This is a genomic window from Haliea atlantica (assembly GCF_054779855.1).
Map to the genome: position 1 here is coordinate 403,982 of NZ_BAAGXL010000019.1, position 18,093 is coordinate 422,074.

Below are 18,093 nucleotides of genomic sequence, written 5' to 3' on the forward strand. Positions count from 1 at the left end.
TTGCCGAGCTTCTCTCTCGTGCCCACTCGCCGGTATTGCCCGCTGGCCCGCCAGCCGCAGGAGACGTCACCAGCGCGCCTCCCGGCAAGGCCTTGCCTGCGACGGGGCAAATATTGCCGCCTGCTACCGCGGGGCACATGCCGGCGGTGACGCAGGTCCCGGAAAGCCCGCACACCGGCCCGGTAGCTCCAGATACCGCGGAGGTCGAGACACCTGCAGTCGGTGACCTGGACAGTCTGCTGGAGATGAGCGCGGCTCTGCTGGCGGCGCCGCAGCCTATGGCCGGCCAGTCGGATGCCAAGGTGCTGAGTGAGGCCTCGCGCGGGCGTCTTCAGCAGTCGTCCGCGCGCGTGGGCGGGCTTGCGGGGGACGGGTTGCCGGCGCCCATGGAGGCACTGCCCATCGCCTCACCGGCACTACCGCCCGCGGGCCTCGTGACAGGGGAGCAGGCCCTGATACGGAACAAGCTGGGCGCAGCCACTGCGGCGGCGCGGTCGCCGGCCGTTACTGGCGAGCCCCCTGGGCTGGAGTCCGAGGGCACTCGTCTGCCGGAGCAGCTGGATATCCCGGTGCGTGCTAGCCATGCCTTGCCACGTGCCGATCTGCCATCCGAGCTCTCGGCACTGGATAACCTGTCTCGTCTGGCAGCTCTGCAGGGCACAGCAGCCGAGCCGGGGGCGCAGCCCGCGCCGCTCCTCGCGGAGGCGACACCGCTCACCACGAGTACCGCGAAAGCTGCTGCGGCGGGATACCCTCACGCGGGGCTGGAACCCGGCAGCGAGGAGTTCCCCGGGGAAATTGTCCTGCAGGTACGAACCGCCGCGCGTGCCAGTGGTGGCCTGCACGAAGCCACACTGCAGTTGCATCCCGCTGAACTGGGTCGCCTGCAGGTCACCATCAATGCCGAGGGCGACCAGGCGCGCGTGGTGTTTACTGCTGATAATCCGTTGGCGAAAGATGCCATTGAAGCCTCTCTCCCTCGCTTGCGCGACCTGCTGGCCCAGGATGGGCTGCAGCTGGTACAGGCGGAGGTTGGCCACCAGGGGCAATCGAGTGGTCGCGACCCCGACACGGCGCCGGCGCTGGCCACGAATATCCCCTTCGAGAGCAGCACAGAGCAAGCGGCCGAGCCGATGGGTGAAACCCGGGTGGCAGCAACGCGGCTGCTCGATTACTACGCTTGAGCTGTCCGTCAAAATCCTGACGAAACCGCATCGCACCGCGCTCATCTCGCTGAAAATAAAGCCTTTTTTGATCTGGCATGAGGCTTGCTAAAGCCTCTGTGCCGGGCGGCTTTGCTGTCTGAATGCGCCTTGACCCATGGGGAATCGACGATATGGCTGGAAACGACAAGGACCTGAATCTGCGTGGCGGCGAAAATGCCGGAGCAGCGTCGCCCAAAGGACGCAAGCTCTTGTGGGTTGTGCTGGCCCTGGTTGTTCTCGGCGGCGCTGGCGTGGCCTGGTGGTTCCTTGTCGCGAATGAAGCGGACAGCGCGCAGAACGCGCCCGATGCCAAGGCTCCCGTTGCCGAAGCGCAGGAACCGCCGGAGTCACACTATCTTGCCATGCAGCAGCTGCTGGTCAATTTCGACTACCAGGGGTCCATGCGCTATGTGCAGACCGAGATGCAGCTCATGGCTCACGATGAAAGCGTGCTCGAGGCGGCAGCACACAACATGCCGGCACTGCGCAACCGCCTGATCATGCTGCTGAGTGATCAGGACTTTGCCGCGCTGCGCACGGTGGAGGGCAAGGAAGCGCTGCGGCAGGCGGTCAGACAGGCGCTCAACCAGGAGCTCGCAGAGCGCGGGTCTGGTGCTATCGACGAGGTGTATTTCACCTCTTTTGTGCTGCAGTAGGGCGGGAACGGACTGTGACTGAGAGCGTTCTCTCCGACAGCGAACTTGCCGCTCTGTCCGCGGTAGCCGAGCAGTTTGAAGAGCCGCCGGGTCACCACGGTGACTACGGAGTTTTTGATTTTGCCGCCCGCGAGGCGGGAGTTTTGCGCCAGATGTCGCTCCTGCCAGCGATGCACCAGCGGCATGCCGAGCAACTGGGAGTCTCCCTGGCCGAAGCCTTTGGACTGCGCTTCAGTGCCACTGCAGTGGCGCCGCGGATGATCAGTTATGGCGACCTGGTGATGTCGCTGGAAGACGATGTCGCACTGATGAGCTTCCGGCTGGGGCCTCTGCGTGGAACCAGTTACCTGGCCTGTCCGGCGAGCCTGCTCTCGGTGCTGGTCAACCAGTTCTTCGGCGGCTCCGCGGATGTGCCTACAGTGGCTCGCCGGCGCAAGAATCTGTCACCGGGGGAGCAGCGCATGGCAGTGCTCTTCGGTCAGCGCATACTGGAGTCACTGCGCGAGTCCTGGAGCGAGCGCCTGGAACTCGAACCCGCCGATCTCCTTGTACTGCCCAATATCGACAAGCTTGCTGCGGAACCCGCCGACAATCAGGCGGTGAACTTGGAGATCAACCTCACTGACAGCGGCGACTGGTCCGGAGTCCTGCGTTTGCTGATCCCCTTTCCGGCCATCGAGCCCTTCAAGCAGCGCCTGGCCAAGGCGCCCGCACGGCAGGAGCCCGCTGCGGGCGGTGCCTGGCGCGCGGCGCTGGAGGAGCACCTGCCCGCTGTTCCGCTCGGTTTGACGGCTGAGCTGATTCGCTTCGATATGACGCTGGGCGAAATACTCCGGCTGCAGCAGGGCATGACTCTGCCGTTCGAGATGCCCGACAACGTGGCGGTCTACCTGGAGGACCTGGCCGTCGGGGAGGGATCTTACGGCAGCAATAACAATCGCAAGGCAGTTCGGATTCAATCATTTGGCAGCCGCACCAGAGGCGGGGCCTGAACGGGGAACAAGCATGAACGATGTGACATCCGGCAACGGCGTCAACGGTGAAACGAGGGCCGCGGATGGGGAGCAGGAGGCCGCTGCGACTGCGTCCGTGGGCGATGGCCCCAGAACCGGCGGTGAAGTGGACCTGTCCCTGCTACTGGATGTGCCCATTACCTTATCGGTGGAGATCGGCCGTACCCGTGTGCCCATCAGCAAACTCTTGTCCCTGAGCCAGGGCTCGGTGGTGGAGCTGGATCGCGACATCAGTGCTCCCCTGGACCTGATGGTTAATGGCATGTTGATCGCCCGCGGTGAGGTGGTGGAAAGCCAGGGCAAGTTCGGTCTGCGGCTGGTGGACGTGGTCAGTCCCTCGGAGCGCCTCAAGAAATTGCAATGAGAGCTCGGTCGCCCACTCTCCTGGCACCCCTGCTGATTCTACTCAGCAGTACTGGCCATGCCGCAGACAAGGCGGTCGGCGGTTTCGTGCCGCTGATGGATGCCAGTTATACCCTGCGAGTCATCGGTTCCCTGCTGCTGGTCATCCTGTTGCTGGTTGCGGTCATGGCGCTGCTGCGACGGTTCAGCGGTGGCGGTGTGGGGCGCGTGGGCCTGTTGCGCGTGCGCGCTTCGATCAGTCTTGGGGGGCGGGAGAAGGCGGTGCTGGTGCAGGTGGGCGAAGAGCTCCTGCTGCTGGGTGTCAGCCCCGGTGGGGTCAGGCTACTTCATCGTCTGGACGGGGAGCCCAATGTTGAGACTGCCAGCCGCGGTGATTTTCGCGATGAAATGCGCAAACTGCTGGGTGGAGGTGGCGAATGAGCGTGCGCGTCCTGCTGGCCGCCGTGATGACGCTGATGCTCTGGCCCGAGCTGGCGCTGGCGCAGGCGTCGATTCCCCTGCTCGAGGTGCAGCCACTGCCTGGCGGCGGTAGTACCTACTCTCTGGGTATACAGATTCTCATTGTGATGACCCTGCTCACGCTGCTTCCCGCGGCGTTGATCACGATGACCTCCTTTACCCGAATCCTGATCGTGCTGGCCATCCTGCGCCAGGCGCTTGGCACCGCTCAGACCCCTTCCAATCAGATCATCCTGGGCCTGGCCTTGTTTCTCAGCCTGTTCATTATGGCCCCGGTGCTGGAACAGGCCCACCAGCAGGCTCTGGTACCCCTTCTGAACGAGGAAATCACCTTCGAGGAGGCGCTCTCCGTCGCGCAGGGGCCGCTGCGGGAGTTCATGTTTGGCCAGACCCGCGAAAACGACCTGCTGTTGTTTGCTCAGCTTGGCGGTTACGAGCCCTTCGCTTCACGCGACGAAGTCCCCCTCGTCGTGTTGCTGCCATCTTTCCTGACCAGTGAGTTGAAAACCGCATTCCAGATCGGCTTTCTGCTATTTGTGCCCTTCCTGGTCATCGACCTGGTGGTGGCCTCGGTCCTGATGTCGATGGGGATGATGATGCTGTCCCCCATGCTGATTTCACTGCCCTTCAAGCTGATGTTGTTCGTGCTGGTAGACGGCTGGTCGTTGGTGGCCACGACACTGGTCTCCAGTTTCACGGTCTAGCGGGGGAAAGATGACACCGGAAGAAGTCCTCGATGTGGGTATGCAGGCACTCTGGGTGTCGGTTTTGCTGGCCGGCCCGTTGCTGGGTACTGCACTGGCTGTGGGGCTGGTGGTGGGGATCTTCCAGGCCGCCACGCAGATTCAGGAAATGACCCTCAGCTTTATCCCGAAACTGCTGGCGGTAATCATCACCCTGTTTGTTGCAGGCAGTTGGATGCTGCAGGTGATCGTGGGCTTTACCCAGCGCCTGTATACGGCGATTCCGGGTTTGCTGGGATGATCGCCGCCTCCGAGCTGCTCGATAGCCTGCCGTATTACCTGTGGCCATTTTTACGGGTGTCGGCGCTGTTTCTTGTGGCGCCGGTATTCAGTGCCACCAATATTCCTGTGCGGGTGCGCGTCATTCTCGGGCTGGCTGTGGCTGCGCTCCTGGCGCCGCTGGTCGCCGGGGAGGTGGCGGTGGACACGCTGAGTGCCAGCGGGCTGTTGCTGGTCGCGCGTGAGATCATCATCGGGGTGATGATGGGGTTTGTTGTGCAGCTCGCCTTTGCTGCGGTAATTGTCGCGGGTGAGACACTGGCAATGTCCATGGGGCTCGGGTTTGCTCTCTCGGTGGATCCGCAGAATGGCATTCAGGTGCCTGTCGTCAGTCAGCTGAATGTTATTCTCGCTACTCTCCTGTTCCTGGCGGTAGATGGCCATCTGCTTTTGCTGGGTGCGCTGGCGGATAGCTTTCAGCTGCTGCCGCTGCAGCCCGTAGGCCTGGAGGCGGGGCTGTTTCTGGATGTGTTCCAGTTGGCTGCGCAGGTTTTTGCCACCGCGGTTGCACTTGCTCTGCCTGCGCTCACCGCAGTGTTGATGACCAACATCGCCTTTGGCGTCATTACTCGCGCGGCGCCTCAACTGAACATTTTTGCGGTTGGCTTTCCAGTGACCATCGCGGTCGGCCTGGTATTCATGATGCTGGCGCTTCCCGCCTTCCTGGATCGTTTTGGCGGTGCCTTGTCGCTGGCGATCAAGCAGTCGGTGGGGCTGTTCTGATGGCAGAGGAGCAGCCGGGTCAGGAACGCACAGAGGAGCCTACCCAAAGGCGGCTTGACCAGGCCCGGGAAAAGGGCCAGGTTCCGCGCTCGCGGGAATTGAATACGCTGCTTTCCCTCCTCCTCAGTGCGATTGCCTTGCTCGCCCTGGGCCCCGTGTGGCTGCTCGACCTGCAACACTTGCTGCAGGCGGGTTTGCGGGTTGAGCCGGCACGTCTCGGCGAAGGTGCTGTCATGACCGAGCATCTGGCCGCGGCGGTGCTGCAGGCCCTGCTAGCCCTGGGTCCGTTGCTGCTGATTGCCATTGTCACAGCCTTTCTCGGTCCACTGCTGATGGGCGGCTGGTCGTTCAGTACCCAGGCGGCAGCTTTTGACCTCGGCAAGGTCAATCCGGTGAAAGGGCTGGCGCGGGTATTTTCCATCAAGGGGCTGATGGAGCTGCTCAAGGCGCTCGCCAAGTTCCTGCTGTTGAGCGGCGTGACACTCCTGCTCTTCTATATGTTCCACACCGATATGCTGGTGTTGTCGCAATTCGCCATCGACGAAGCAATGCGACGCGCCGCTTCGCTCATGCTTTGGGGTTTCCTGGCCCTCAGTGGCGCGATGCTGTTGGTGGCCGCCATCGATGTGCCCTTTGAACGCTGGAATCACCGCCGGCAGCTGCGCATGACACGGCAGGAGATCCGCGACGAGCTGAAGGAAACCGATGGCCGGCCCGAGGTCAAGCAACGGATCAGGACCCTGCAAAGAGAGGCGGCGCAGCGTCGGATGATGCAGGACGTGCCGCATGCGGACGTCGTCATCACCAATCCGACCCACTATGCGGTGGCGCTGCGCTACAGCCAGGAGGGGCCCGGGGCACCCCGGGTCGTGGCCAAGGGGCGCGACCTGGTTGCCCAGCATATCCGGGCGCTGGCTCAGAGCCACGACATCCCGCTATTTTCCGCGCCGCCACTCGCGCGTGCCCTGTATGCCGCGAGCGACATTGGCGAGGAAATTCCCCAGGGTTTGTATCTGGCTGTGGCGCGGGTCCTCGCTTACGTGTACCAGCTGCGTACGGCGGCACCGACAGACTATGTGCCCCGCCCGGATGACCTGAGCATTCCAGCGGAATACCGTCGAGACGAGGAGCCTGGCGATGCCGATTGACGACACTGCAGCACTGGATGCCCGGCCACTACGGAGCACTTTGCTGAGTGCTTTGATCAACGGTGCCGGCACCCCGCTGGTAGTGTTGATGATGCTGGTCATGATCGTCCTGCCTCTGGCTCCACTGGCGCTGGACGTGCTGTTTACCTTCAACATTGCGCTGGCGGTGGTCGTCCTGCTGGCGGCGGTATACGCCGTTCGGCCCCTCGAATTTGCCGCCTTTCCGACCGTTCTTTTGATTGCCACGCTGCTGCGTCTGGGTCTCAACGTGGCTTCAACACGAGTCGTGCTTCTCGATGGACATACCGGTACGGGTGCGGCAGGTCAGGTGATCCAGGCCTTCGGGGAGTTCGTGGTTGGTGGCAGTTATGCCGTGGGTCTGGTGCTCTTCCTGATCCTCGTCATCATTAATTTCGTGGTGGTGACCAAGGGTGCGGGTCGTGTATCAGAGGTCACGGCGCGCTTCACTCTGGACGCCATGCCCGGAAAACAGATGGCGATTGATTCTGATCTCAACGCGGGGCTGATCGATCAGAAAGAGGCACTGCGCCGGCGCGAGGAAGTTGCCCAGGAGTCGGACTTCTACGGTGCCATGGACGGTGCCAGCAAGTTTGTCCGCGGTGACGCCGTGGCCGGTATCCTGATTCTTGTCATCAACATACTGGGCGGTATTACCATCGGCACGCTGCAGCACGGTCTCAGCGTTGCCGATGCCGCACAGAACTATACCCTGTTGACTATCGGCGACGGCCTGGTGGCGCAGATACCCTCGATGCTCCTGTCCACGGCGGCGGCCATCATCGTCACCCGGGTGTCCAGCAGCCAGGATATGGGCGGTGCGGTGACCGCCCAGTTGACGGACAACCCGAGGATCCCCTTGGTGGCAGGCGGTATTGTGGGGCTTATCGGGCTGATTCCAGGGATCCCGGTGCTGGTTTTCCTGCCGATCGGCGGCGCGCTGATCGCGCTCGGATATCTGCGTTGGCAGCGGCAACAGGCGGTTGATTCGGGCGAAGCCGTGCAGGTGCCGCCGCCGACAACCACCAGTGAACCGGCGGAGCTGAGCTGGGACGATGTTGGCGAAGTCGATGAAATCGGGCTCGAGGTGGGGTATCGCCTGATTTCCCTGGTCGACCGCAACCAGGGCGGTGATCTGCTCCCGCGCATCAAGGGCGTGCGTAAGAAGCTGTCACAGGAGCTGGGCTTTCTGGTCCAAACGGTACATATTCGCGACAATCTGGACCTTTCTCCCAATGCCTATCGCATCACCTTGCACGACGTCGTGGTCGGCGAAGGTGAGTGCATGCAGGGCCGCGAGCTGGCGATCAACCCCGGCCAGGCCAATGCGGAACTGGAGGGGATACGCACCCGCGACCCGACCTTTGGGCTCGATGCGGTGTGGATCGACCCGTCGCAGCGCGGCGAGGCGCAGTCGCGCGGTTTTACCGTGGTCGACAACAGCACCATTATTGCCACGCATCTGAGCCAGATTCTGAAGAACCAGGCGAACAAACTGTTGGGCCAGGATGACGTGCAGCTGTTGCTCGACAAGTTGGCGAAGAGTTCCCCGAAACTGGTGGAGAACCTGGTTCCGGGGAGCATGTCCCTGGGAGCCTTGACCCGGGTCCTGCAGTCGCTGCTGGAGGAGGGCGTACCGGTGCGGGATATGCGGACGATAGCGGAAACGCTGGCGGCGACCGAGTCGGGCAGTCAAGATTCTGACGCTTTACTGGCCCAGGTGCGTGTCGCGCTGGGCGCCTCGATTTATCAGATCGTCGCCGGGACCGCATCCGAGCTGCGGGTCATCGCTTTGGACAGTCAGCTGGAACAGATATTGCAGAACGCTCTTCAGGGCGCGGGTGGTGGCCTGGAGCCCTCGCTGTTCAATACGGTACTGGAGCAGCTAGCCGCCGGCTGTCAGCGTCTGGAAGCCGAGGGTGCGCAGCCTGTATTGCTGGTGAGTTCAGCCATACGTCTGTTCCTGGCGCGGCTGTTGCGAGGCAGGGTTAGCGGCCTTTACGTTCTGGCCTACGAAGAGATACCCCAGAACAAGTCAATCAAGGTCCTGGCAACCATTGGCGGAAGCAACGGACAGGCCCGCGGATAGTTATTGGAGCTTAGAGGGAGATTGCGGTGATCAAGCGGTTTACTGCAGAGAGCAGCCGGGCGGCACTGGCCTTGGTGCGCGAGAGTCTGGGTCCCGATGCGGTGATTCTCTCCAATCGCCGCGTTGGTGAACAGGTGGAGTTGCTGGTCGCGACGGATCTCAGCGCTGTCATGGAGCCGGCTCCAGCGGACCAGACTGGCTCTGCGGAAGCAGCGGCGACGCCGCCGCGTCAACCTGCACAGACACCACCCGAGGAGCTGGCCAGGCTGGAGTCCGAGCTGGTCCGTCTCAGGGGGATGGTAGAGCGCGAGTTGCAACAGCGCAGCTGGCGGGATGTGGCGCTTGGCCCTACGGTGGAGGTGGTCCTGCAGCAGCGCTTGCTTCAGCTTGGCATCTCCCGAGTTCTGGGGGGTGCCCTGCTGGATGTGGGCGAAGCAGACGGTACCCTGGAGACGAGATGGCAACACCTGCTGTCATTGTTGGCGAGGCGCGTTCGTCGACCCGCGGCCCCGGCGGTACTGCCCGCGCAGAAACTGCTCGCCTGCGTGGGTAGCACCGGGGTTGGAAAAACGGTGACGACGGCCAGGCTGGCGCTGCGCGACCAGCAGCGCAGCGCCGGTGGGCGCGTCGGTCTGATCGCCTTCGACTGCCACCGTCCGGTTCAGGCAGGGCCATTGCCGGAAATTGCACAGCAGGCCGGGCTCGAGTACCGCGAGGCGGGGTCTGTCGCTGAAATGCGCTTGGCCCTGCGCCAGCTTTCCCACTGCCGCCGTGTCTATATCGACACCGCTGGCTACGGCCAGCGCGACCCGCGCTGGCAGGAACAGCTTGAGTTACTGATCGGGATCGACCACGGTATCGCTCTGTGCTGTGTACTGTCGGCGGCAGCGCAGCCGGCGCAGATCCGCGAAATGCTGCAGTTGCTCAAGGGCAAACCCCTGCTGGGTGCGGTTGTCACCAAGGTGGATGAAGCCGTCGTCCTGGGTGGTGTCCTGGATGCCATGGTGCGTGCCGGCATCCAGTTGCTCGGCTTCAGTCGCAGCGGGGACGCTTCCGGTGAGCTGGAAGCAGCGGCTCCCTCCGAACTGGTTGCCCTGGCCGAGGCCCAGCGGCTGCGCCAGGTGGAGCCGGGGATGCGGTCGCCTGCGGTACCTTCATTGGCCTACGCCTGATTGGGCGAATTCTGCGGACAACACCTGTCATGAATCAACATGCTCCCACTCAGGTCATTGCAGTAACCGGTGGCAAGGGCGGTGTCGGCAAGACCAATATCGCGGTCAATCTCTCGGTTGCACTATCCCGACTGGGCCGCTCGGTCCTTCTGTTTGATGCCGACCTCGGCCTGGCCAACGTCGACCTGATACTGGGGCTGCAATCGTCCTGGAATATCAGCCACGTGCTGTCGGGTGAACGTAACCTGCATGAAGTCGTGGTCGAGGGCCCCGCGGGTATTCGCGTGATACCCGCCAGTTCGGGCCTGGCACGCATGGCCCGGTTGGGGGAGCTGGAGCTGGCGGGGTTGGTGCGCGAGTTCAGTCAGCTGGAAGACAGCTCTGACGTACTGGTAGTGGATACGGGAGCAGGCCTGGATCCCTCGGTACTGATGTTCTGTGCCGCCTCGGAGGAGGTTGTCGTGGTGGTCTGCGATGAACCCGCGTCGATTGCCGATGCCTACTCGCTGATCAAGGTGCTGAACCAGACCCGGGCGGTGGAAAAGTTTCAGGTGATCGCCAACATGGTTGAAGGGGATGCGGCGGGCCGGCGACTGTTTGCCAAGCTCTGCAGTGTCACCGACCGTTTTCTCGACGCGCGTCTTCACTACCTGGGGGCAATTCCCCTGGACCCTTATTTGCGCAAGGCGGTACAGCGGCGTGTCCCGGTGTCCCTTGCCTATCCGCGGGCGCCCGCGTCGCTGGCCTTTACCCAGTTGGCAGAGAGTCTGTCGCGGCGGCCACAGCCGACGATGGAGACGGGGGGCATCAAGTTCTTCCTGGAGCGCATCGTTGCTTCACCAGTGTCACCTGTTTGAGGAGCCCCCGGTGACGCTATCCGATACCCTCTATCAGCAGCCCGATCCGGCGCAACTCGACCGGCGGCTGCGTGAGTACTTGCCGCTGGTGAAGCAGATAGCCTTGCACCTCTCGGCCAGGTTGCCCGCGAGTATCGAGCTGGATGATCTGATGCAGGCGGGCATGATGGGCCTCCTGCATGCCTGTGAGCAGTACCGCGCCGAGGCCGGCGCGAGTTTTCGTACTTACGCCGGCATCCGGATCAAGGGTGCGATGCTGGATGAATTGCGGCGCGGCGACTGGCTTCCTCGGCGCATCCAGCGCGAACTGCGGCGTGTCGCCGAAGCCGTCGATCTGGCGGGGGCCCGCACCGGTGGCCAGCCCGGCGAGCGAGATATTGCAGAGACTCTCGGTATGTCGCTGGCAGACTATCAGGCCCTCGCGGGGGAACTGGCTTGCGCACGCATGCTGCCACTCGGGGAGGAGGATCTGGAGCTGTTGCCGAAGGGGGAGGATCCCGCCGGCCTCGCCGACAGCCAGCGTTTCCGGGAGCAGTTGGCAATCTGCGTGGCGGAGCTGCCGGACAGGGAGCAGTTAATGATGGCGCTGTATTACGATGAGGGGCTCAATCTGAAAGAGGTCGGCGCGGTGCTGGGCGTATCGGAATCCCGCGTTTCGCAGTTGCATGGCCAGGCCCTGGCCAGGTTGCGCAGTGCCCTGCGTGGCTGGCTGGCATAATGGGGACAAAGGATGTCTGCTGTGGGTAGAAAGCTGCGTTCTCTCGACATTCTGGCTTTGCTTGGGCTGGCGATGTCGATCGGCGCAGTCTTTGCCGGCAACCTTTTGGAAGGTGGAAGTGCCGCTGCCCTGTTGCAGCTGACGGCCTTTGTGATCGTTGTCGGCGGCACGGTCGGGGCCGTGCTGCTGCAAACGCCGTTGGCGGACTTCCGGATGGCCATAGCGCGCCTAGGCTATGTGTTTCTGCCGCCCGGGGATAGCCGGGAGGCAGCTGTAGAGCGGCTGTTGAGCTGGTCCCGGCGGGCGCGCCGCGACGGCCTGCTTGCCCTCGAGTCCGAGCTGGAATCGGGCGCAAGCGACTTCGAGGCCAAAGGCCTGCGCCTGGTGATTGATGGTTTCTCCGCCGACGATATCCGCAGCACACTTGCGGTGCACGTGGAGAGCCGTCTCTCTTCCGAGATGCGTTATGCACAGGTCTACGAGGCGATGGGCGGTTACGCCCCGACAATCGGCATTCTGGGCGCTGTGCTCGGATTGATCCAGGTGATGCGGAACCTGGCCGACCCCGCAGCACTGGGGCAGGGGATTGCCGTGGCCTTCGTGGCTACCATTTATGGCGTGGGATTTGCCAATTTGCTGTTTCTTCCCGTTGCCAACAAGTTGCGAGCGATCGCCCACGAACGCGCGCGCTATGAAGATTTGCTGGTCGCAGGCATCGCCATGATAGCCCTGGGCGACAACCCTCGCGCCATTCGCAGCAAGCTGGAAGGTTACCTGCACTAGTGCGGTACTCCTCGCGTCAGCTCGATCTGCCACAGGCCAGTCGCGATCGCTGGCTGGTATCCTATGCGGACCTGCTCACGCTAATGTTTGCTTTCTTTGTGGTGATGTATGCCATCGCCCAGGCTAGTGACGGCGATTACCGGGTACTCTCGAACTCCATCAGTAGTGCCTTTTCCCGCTCACAGCCAGCCGGGCCCGTACCGACGTCCGTGCTCGAAGGGAATCGCGGGGGGGCGCCAGAACCTTCGCGGGTCCAGGTGCCATTTCGCGCACCGCATGAGCACGCGGGGCGATCCCTGGAGCAGCTTTCGAAGCGGGTCATGCAAGTGCGCAACCTGCAGCGTATCTCCCTGGACCGACTGCGGGTCGAGTTCGTGGACGGTCGCCTGGATATCGACCTGGATGCCACTCTCCTGTTTCCTCGAGGCAGCTCGGCAATGCTGGCGGCGGCCATGCCCTTGATGCAGGAACTGGGCGCCGCATTGGGTCCACTGCCAAACCGCATAAAGGTGGCCGGACACACTGACAATATACCCATACGCAATCGCCAGTTCAGTTCCAACTGGGAGTTGTCTGCTGCCCGGGCTGCGTCCGTGGTGCGGACGCTGGCTTCCTACGGTGTGGCGCCGCCTCGATTGTCGCTGGAGGCTTTTGGCGAGCAACGCCCGAAAGCGGATAACAGCACCGAAACGGGTCGCGCCCGCAATCGGCGGGTGGTGGTGAGTGTGCTGGCCGAGCCCCGGCAAGGTAGTGTGACACCCGCCTTGGCCGAGGTATTGCTGGCGCCTGCTGGAATCCAGCGCTAGTTGGAATGAGGGCGTTTCTGCTGCTTCTGTACTACGTGGCGGATGAGGATTTCCCGCTGCGCTTCATCATCTTCAAAGGCCACCTGGGTATACCAGCGGCCCGGACACTCCGGAACTGGGCGGCTGTCCGCCACGACCTGGCCGTGGACGGTCACCAGACTGTGCGCGGGTAGCAAGCCAATCACCAGTTCCAGCGGGGTGCCGTGTGCCAGGCGCTCGGAAGTGGTGAAGGCAATGCCGGAACCGCTGAGGTTGACAGGGATCGGTTCCAGGCCCGGGGGCAGCGAGAGGGAGCCCTGTCGCAGGTAGTTGAGTTTCTGGTTGAGCAGACCTAGTGCCTGGGCGGCCGTCGGGTTGTCACGCCAGGCCAAATTGATAGCCGTGTTCAGGGCCGTATCCAGCTGCTCCAGGGTGGCATCGCGCGGCTCTGCATGGCCGCGGCGCTTGTGGTAGACCACGAGCGCTTCGTCGTTGATTCGGAAGAACTCACGTCGATTATTCTGCATAGGTGTCACCGTAGGGGTTAGCTGTCATCTTGCAGGCCGAGAATATCCAGGGCTTCCGGATTGTCCTCAAGCAGTCCCTCCAGGGACTCCGATGCAGCACGGTCCTCACCTTGGCGTATGACCAGCTCGACGCGGCGATTGAGGGCCCGGCCTTCCGGAGATTCGTTGCTGGTAAAGGGCCGTGTATCGGCATAACCGACTACCATGAGGCGCTCTTCATCCAGACCGCCTTCCTGGATCAGCTCATGCATCACCGACAGTGCGCGCGAGGCGGACAGATCCCAGTTGGAGGAAAACTGGCCTCCCGAGATGGGTACGTTATCGGTATGGCCCTCCACGGAAATTTTGCCGGGTATGTCCCGGAGCGCTTCCCGGAGTTTTGCCAGTGTGGGCAGGAACGCGGGGTCCAGCACGCTGGAGCCGGAGGGGAAAGAGCCATTTTCGCGGATGCGTACGGTGATCGAGCGGCCTTCTATCTCGATATCCACTTTTCCGTTGCTGACTTCATTCTGCAGGATTTGCTCGAGCATCCTGGCATCTTCCTGTGTCCGTGCCAGAAGCTCTCGAAGCTCGGCTTTCAGGGCTTCGCGAGTGGACTTCTGGGTCGCGCCCTGCCCTCCCGGTGTGCCCACCTCGAGCGAGGGGCGGGTGGGGTCGGTGGTGACCTGGCGAACCGTATCGAGATTGGTGGGCTGCGGCTTTCCGGGGCTGAACTCCTGGGCGATTATGCTGGTGCCCTTGGGGATGTCTTCCAGCTTGATTTCGTCCTGTACCCCAAAAGCCATTTTCATGGAGCCGGCGATCTGCTTGTATTTTTCCACGTCCATCTCGGAAAAGGAGAGCAGCAGTACGAAGAAGGTCATCAACAATGACATCAGGTCGGCAAAGGTCGCCATCCAGGGAGGAGCCCCGGGCTTGACCTCCTCTTCGTCCTCGAAGTCGATCATACCGCGGGTTCGGCCTCGCGGTTGCGTTTGCGCGGGTCGATGTAGGCCTGGAGCATCGACTCGATGACACGGGGGTTCTGTCCTTCCTGGATAGCCAGGATGCCATCAATACAGAGGGCTTTGAGTTGCCCTTCCTGGCTCTTGCGCAACTCGAGCTTGTCGGCAATCGGTATGGCCACCATGTTTGCCAGGATGGCGCCGTAGAGCGTCGTCAGCAGGGCAATGGCCATGGCCGGCCCGATGGCTTTGGGGTCATCCATGGACGACAGCATCTGAACCAGGCCTATCAACGTGCCGATCATGCCCATGGCCGGGGCCACGTCCCCGGTGGCGGTGAAGACCTTGTTGCCCCACTTGTGCCGGTCGATGGTCTGCTGCAGTTCCTTGTGCAGAACCGAGCTGACCACTTCCCGGTTGTTGCCATCGATCAGCATGCGCACACCCTGGGCCAGAAACTCGTTTTGGATCTCCACGTTTTCTAGCGCCAGCATGCCGTCCTTGCGGGCCACGGTGGCCAGCTCGACGATCTGCTCGATCAGTTGTTCCGGGTCCTGCAGCTTGAATATGAAAGCCCGGGCCGCCACCTTGAAGGCGCCGAAGAATTGGCCCAGGGTGAATTTGATCATCACCACCAACACAGTGCCCCCGAGGACAATGAGAATGGAGGGGACGTTGACAAAGATGATTGGGGAGCCGCCAGTGATGATGGCTGCCAGAACGACGCCGATGGCGCCCAACAGCCCGAGTAAAGTCGCTAGATCCATTTTTTCGAAGTCCTTTTCGCTGCCCGGCCCCTGCGCTCCGAGTATACTGGAGCTCGCTTCCCTGACCTAGTGGGCTGTCACCACAGCGGACATGAACCGGGGGGCGAGACATGCAGGATGCCGCATGCTATGTTTCGGGCAAATTCCGGTGTCCCCCTCATGGCCACGATCCAGCTGTCCCTCGAAAAACCAGCCAACGCCGTTGCCACCGAGCGCGGGTGGCTGCAACAGCTGCGGATTGGCGATCGCCTCGTGGGGCGTGTGCTGGGCGAGCCGAGGGAGGGCCTGGTTCCCCTGCTGGTGCGGGGCTTGCGCATCAATGCCCCAATCAGTGGCCGGTATCCGCCGGGGACGGAGCTGGCCCTGCGTGTCATCGAAGTGGGGCCCAGGCTGGTCTTGCACGTCGAAGCGCCAGTGACGGCGACAGCACAGCGCAGCCTCTCGGGCCTGCCCGCTGCACTTGCCAGCCCACAACTCGCCCTGGCCCGGGTTTTCCAGACCTTGCTCTCGCCGGTAGCCGAGCACAGCCCCGTCGCGGCAGCCCTGCGCAGTGCGCTGCCCTCTGCGGATGAGCTTGTCCGTCCCGATGGCTTGCGTTCAGCGCTGCGTTCCTCCGGGCTCTGGCTCGAAGCCAGCCTGGCCGCGGCACTTTCCGGCGCCGCGGTTCCACAGGGCGATTTGAAGGCGCTGCTGGCGAACCTGCTGATGGATCTCCGACGCCGGCAGCCACTCTCCAGTGGCGCGCAACTATCCTCCCCGGCATTGTTCCAGGAATTGGAGAGTGCATTGCTGGCGCTGAACGCGAACCAGCTCAAGTCGCTACCTCCCGACCCGGGGCAGGCGCAGAATTGGGTTCTGACCCTGCCCTATGGCCTGCACGGAGAGGCGCGGTCCCTGCAAATGACGGTAAGTCACAAGGAGCCCGGATCCTCGACCGAGGAGCGGGCGGAGGGCGCATTGTGGCGTGTCCAGTTGCAGCTTGAGTTGCCTCGGCTCGGGAAGCTGGACGTAGACCTTCGCCTGCAGGGAGATCGGGTGACTGTCAGTATGAATAGCCCCTCCGACGCAGGCTTGTCTCGACTCGCCGGTGGGCGTGAGCGTCTGGCGCAGTGCCTGGATGCGGCGGGCCTTCAGCTGGAAACACTGCGGCTGACGCGAGACCAACATGTGGGAGGTCAGGCGTGAGCGGAAATGCAACCCGTGGCGACGCCTATGCGTCTGCTGGCGAGTCATCTTTCCTGGCGGTCGCTCTGGACTATAGCGGTGAGGGAGCGCCCCGTGTGGTCGCCTCGGGTGAGAACGCGCTGGCCGAACGCATTGCCGCCTTGGCTCGGGAGCACGGGGTTCCTGTGGTGACCGACTACGGACTGATCGGCTTGTTGAGTCAGATACCCCTGGGCGAGGAAATTCCCGAAGCGCTCTATCTGGCGGTGGCCGAGGTGCTCGCGTATGTTTTCCTGGTCGGTGAGGGACTGGATGCCTCTGCTTGACCGGCGGTCGTTGAACGAGGGAAGGGGAATGGTGGAAAACAGGGGGCTGGTTCGTCTGGCTTTGCGCCTGGCGCTGATGGTGGAGTCGGACGACGCGGAGGTTCGCCTGCTTTTGTCCAGGGCCCGGACTGCTATCAAACAGGGGGATGACCGCGAACAGGCGCTGCTGGCTGACGAGCTCACTCGCTGCTGCCTGGCAAGGGTGGGAGAAGGCGAGCACAGAGCTGTGCCATCCGGTGCAGAAGGTGCCTCGCCGCGTGGACTGCGCCGTCTCTTCGGCCGTCGCGCGGGAGATGCACGTGAGCCACCGGCACTTCAGAGCCTGGCTCCCGTGGTCGAGCGCATTGCAGTCCAGGTTGAGCGATTGCATGGTCAGCCCGACCGGGCGGCACGCATCCGCGGTCTGCTTGCGGGACTGGATCACGACGGCTCCCTGGCAATCCTCAGCAGCGGCTTGATCTCGGAGCTGGATGCGGTCGAGCATGCCGCCTTGCAACACACTCAGCGCACGACCAGTGTACTGGACCACTTCAGCGCACAACTGGACAACTTTGAAGCTTCGCTCAGTGGTCTGCAGGTCTCCTCAGGCGAAGCCTACTCCCGTTCTGAACAATTGACACGGGAGGTCGACACCGATGTCTCTGACCTCGGGCAGGCGGCCCCCGGGGCAGATATCGGTGTCCTGCGCGAAATGGTGGAGCAGCGCATCAGCAGCATACGGGGAAACCTCCTGCGTTACCTCGCAGAAGAGCGCCGGCAGCACGAGGCAACTCAACAGCAGCTCAGCGAGCTCACGCGGCAGGTGCAGGACATGGAGAAAGAGTCCGCACAGTTGCGCTCCGAGGTCGAGCAGAAAACCGAGCTTGCCATGCGCGACCCGCTTACCGGGGTTCACAACCGCACGGCGTTCGAGCTAAGGGCCGATGGGCTGCTGGCGGAATGTCGTCAGCGCGGGATGCCGCTGTCGGTCGGCTTTGTCGACTGCAACCGTTTCAAACAGATCAACGACACGTTTGGTCATGCAGCGGGCGACCTGGTGCTGAACACCGTGGCGGAGGTGCTGGTGTCCCGCGCGCGCAGTTCCGATTTCGTCTGCCGCTATGGCGGCGACGAGTTCGTGCTGCTGCTGCCGGATACGCCGGCTCGGGGTGCCGAGGCGCTGGCGAGGGATATTTACAGATTGGTCTCCGCGCGCAATTTCAACGACGACGGTCGTCCAGTCGAGGTCACGGTATCCCTGGGGTTGACCGAGGCCCGTCCGGAAGACTCCCTGCAGACGCTTCTGCAGCGGGCCGATCAGGCCATGTACACGGCGAAGAAGCAGCAGCCGGAGCAGATCGTGGTACTGAAGTAG

The 18,093-nt window shown here is 62.8% G+C and carries 21 protein-coding genes; 18 read left to right on the forward strand and 3 right to left on the reverse strand.

Translation table 11 applies throughout. The annotated features are described in order from the left end of the window. Positions 1-137: 137 nt before the first annotated feature. The 15 genes from ACYVGS_RS13665 (at position 138) to ACYVGS_RS13735 (ending at position 13,032) form a co-directional block, all read left to right on the forward strand. Complete coding sequence (locus ACYVGS_RS13665) at positions 138-1,184, forward strand: flagellar hook-length control protein FliK (protein WP_460589221.1); 1,047 nt, start codon at positions 138-140, stop codon at positions 1,182-1,184. Positions 1,185-1,336: 152 nt separating this feature from the next. Continuing rightward, positions 1,337-1,861, forward strand: a complete 525-nt coding sequence (locus tag ACYVGS_RS13670) for a flagellar basal body-associated FliL family protein (protein ID WP_460589223.1) — start codon at positions 1,337-1,339, stop codon at positions 1,859-1,861. A gap of 14 nt (positions 1,862-1,875) precedes the next feature. After that, complete coding sequence (locus ACYVGS_RS13675; RefSeq protein WP_460589225.1) at positions 1,876-2,853, forward strand: flagellar motor switch protein FliM; 978 nt, start codon at positions 1,876-1,878, stop codon at positions 2,851-2,853. 13 nt (positions 2,854-2,866) lie between these two features. Further along, positions 2,867-3,238, forward strand: coding sequence for a flagellar motor switch protein FliN (fliN, locus tag ACYVGS_RS13680; protein ID WP_460589227.1), 372 nt, complete (start codon positions 2,867-2,869; stop codon positions 3,236-3,238). Next, positions 3,235-3,657, forward strand: coding sequence for a flagellar biosynthetic protein FliO (fliO, locus tag ACYVGS_RS13685; protein ID WP_460589228.1), 423 nt, complete (start codon positions 3,235-3,237; stop codon positions 3,655-3,657). Before fliN ends, fliO begins: the two co-directional genes overlap by 4 nt. Next, positions 3,654-4,400, forward strand: a complete 747-nt coding sequence (gene fliP, locus ACYVGS_RS13690) for a flagellar type III secretion system pore protein FliP (RefSeq protein WP_460589230.1) — start codon at positions 3,654-3,656, stop codon at positions 4,398-4,400. Before fliO ends, fliP begins: the two co-directional genes overlap by 4 nt. Positions 4,401-4,410: 10 nt before the next feature. Further along, complete coding sequence (gene fliQ / locus ACYVGS_RS13695) at positions 4,411-4,680, forward strand: flagellar biosynthetic protein FliQ (protein ID WP_460589231.1); 270 nt, start codon at positions 4,411-4,413, stop codon at positions 4,678-4,680. Further along, on the forward strand, positions 4,677-5,441 hold the full coding sequence (gene fliR, locus ACYVGS_RS13700; protein ID WP_460589232.1) for a flagellar biosynthetic protein FliR: 765 nt from the start codon (positions 4,677-4,679) through the stop codon (positions 5,439-5,441). Before fliQ ends, fliR begins: the two co-directional genes overlap by 4 nt. After that, the gene (gene flhB, locus ACYVGS_RS13705; RefSeq protein WP_460589233.1) at positions 5,441-6,589 is read left to right on the forward strand and encodes a flagellar type III secretion system protein FlhB; all 1,149 of its coding nucleotides are present in this window, start codon (positions 5,441-5,443) and stop codon (positions 6,587-6,589) included. Before fliR ends, flhB begins: the two co-directional genes overlap by 1 nt. Next, positions 6,579-8,696 carry a flagellar biosynthesis protein FlhA gene (gene flhA / locus ACYVGS_RS13710; RefSeq protein ID WP_460589234.1) on the forward strand — a complete coding sequence of 706 codons (2,118 nt, stop codon included), beginning with the start codon at positions 6,579-6,581 and terminating at the stop codon, positions 8,694-8,696. The genes flhB and flhA overlap by 11 nt, the downstream gene beginning before the upstream one ends. 26 nt (positions 8,697-8,722) lie before the next feature. After that, on the forward strand, positions 8,723-9,868 hold the full coding sequence (locus tag ACYVGS_RS13715) for a flagellar biosynthesis protein FlhF (protein WP_460589235.1): 1,146 nt from the start codon (positions 8,723-8,725) through the stop codon (positions 9,866-9,868). 29 nt (positions 9,869-9,897) lie between these two features. After that, positions 9,898-10,725, forward strand: coding sequence for a MinD/ParA family protein (locus ACYVGS_RS13720; protein ID WP_460589236.1), 828 nt, complete (start codon positions 9,898-9,900; stop codon positions 10,723-10,725). Positions 10,726-10,735: 10 nt separating this feature from the next. Continuing rightward, on the forward strand, positions 10,736-11,443 hold the full coding sequence (gene fliA / locus ACYVGS_RS13725; RefSeq protein WP_460589237.1) for an RNA polymerase sigma factor FliA: 708 nt from the start codon (positions 10,736-10,738) through the stop codon (positions 11,441-11,443). A 21-nt stretch (positions 11,444-11,464) separates the two neighbouring features. Then, positions 11,465-12,226: a MotA/TolQ/ExbB proton channel family protein gene (locus ACYVGS_RS13730; protein ID WP_460589238.1), complete on the forward strand. Its 762-nt coding sequence runs from the start codon at positions 11,465-11,467 to the stop codon at positions 12,224-12,226. After that, the gene (locus ACYVGS_RS13735) at positions 12,226-13,032 is read left to right on the forward strand and encodes an OmpA family protein (protein WP_460589239.1); all 807 of its coding nucleotides are present in this window, start codon (positions 12,226-12,228) and stop codon (positions 13,030-13,032) included. The genes ACYVGS_RS13730 and ACYVGS_RS13735 overlap by 1 nt, the downstream gene beginning before the upstream one ends. On the opposite strand, the gene ACYVGS_RS13740 is transcribed toward ACYVGS_RS13735, so the two are convergent. From ACYVGS_RS13740 to pomA, 3 genes are read right to left on the reverse strand one after another with little or no spacing between them, the layout of a single operon-like run. Further along, positions 13,029-13,538 (reverse strand): PilZ domain-containing protein, encoded by a 510-nt coding sequence (locus tag ACYVGS_RS13740; RefSeq protein ID WP_460589240.1) that lies wholly within the window; start codon positions 13,536-13,538, stop codon positions 13,029-13,031. The two genes, ACYVGS_RS13735 and ACYVGS_RS13740, sit on opposite strands and share 4 nt — an antisense overlap. A gap of 17 nt (positions 13,539-13,555) precedes the next feature. Beyond that, on the reverse strand, positions 13,556-14,485 hold the full coding sequence (locus tag ACYVGS_RS13745) for a flagellar motor protein MotB (RefSeq protein ID WP_460589241.1): 930 nt from the start codon (positions 14,483-14,485) through the stop codon (positions 13,556-13,558). Beyond that, a complete protein-coding gene (gene pomA / locus ACYVGS_RS13750; protein WP_460589242.1) occupies positions 14,482-15,249 on the reverse strand; it encodes a MotA/TolQ/ExbB proton channel family protein in 768 nt (255 codons plus the stop codon). Before pomA ends, ACYVGS_RS13745 begins: the two co-directional genes overlap by 4 nt. Before the next feature lie 159 nt (positions 15,250-15,408). Here pomA and fliK point away from each other — a divergent pair, with 159 nt between their 5' ends. Genes fliK through ACYVGS_RS13765 form a run of 3 tightly spaced genes read left to right on the forward strand, consistent with a single transcriptional unit; the run spans position 15,409 to position 18,093 of the window. Then, the gene (gene fliK / locus ACYVGS_RS13755; RefSeq protein ID WP_460589243.1) at positions 15,409-16,434 is read left to right on the forward strand and encodes a flagellar hook-length control protein FliK; all 1,026 of its coding nucleotides are present in this window, start codon (positions 15,409-15,411) and stop codon (positions 16,432-16,434) included. Beyond that, positions 16,431-16,739, forward strand: coding sequence for an EscU/YscU/HrcU family type III secretion system export apparatus switch protein (locus ACYVGS_RS13760; RefSeq protein WP_460589244.1), 309 nt, complete (start codon positions 16,431-16,433; stop codon positions 16,737-16,739). The genes fliK and ACYVGS_RS13760 overlap by 4 nt, the downstream gene beginning before the upstream one ends. A 28-nt stretch (positions 16,740-16,767) precedes the next feature. After that, complete coding sequence (locus ACYVGS_RS13765) at positions 16,768-18,093, forward strand: GGDEF domain-containing protein (RefSeq protein ID WP_460589245.1); 1,326 nt, start codon at positions 16,768-16,770, stop codon at positions 18,091-18,093.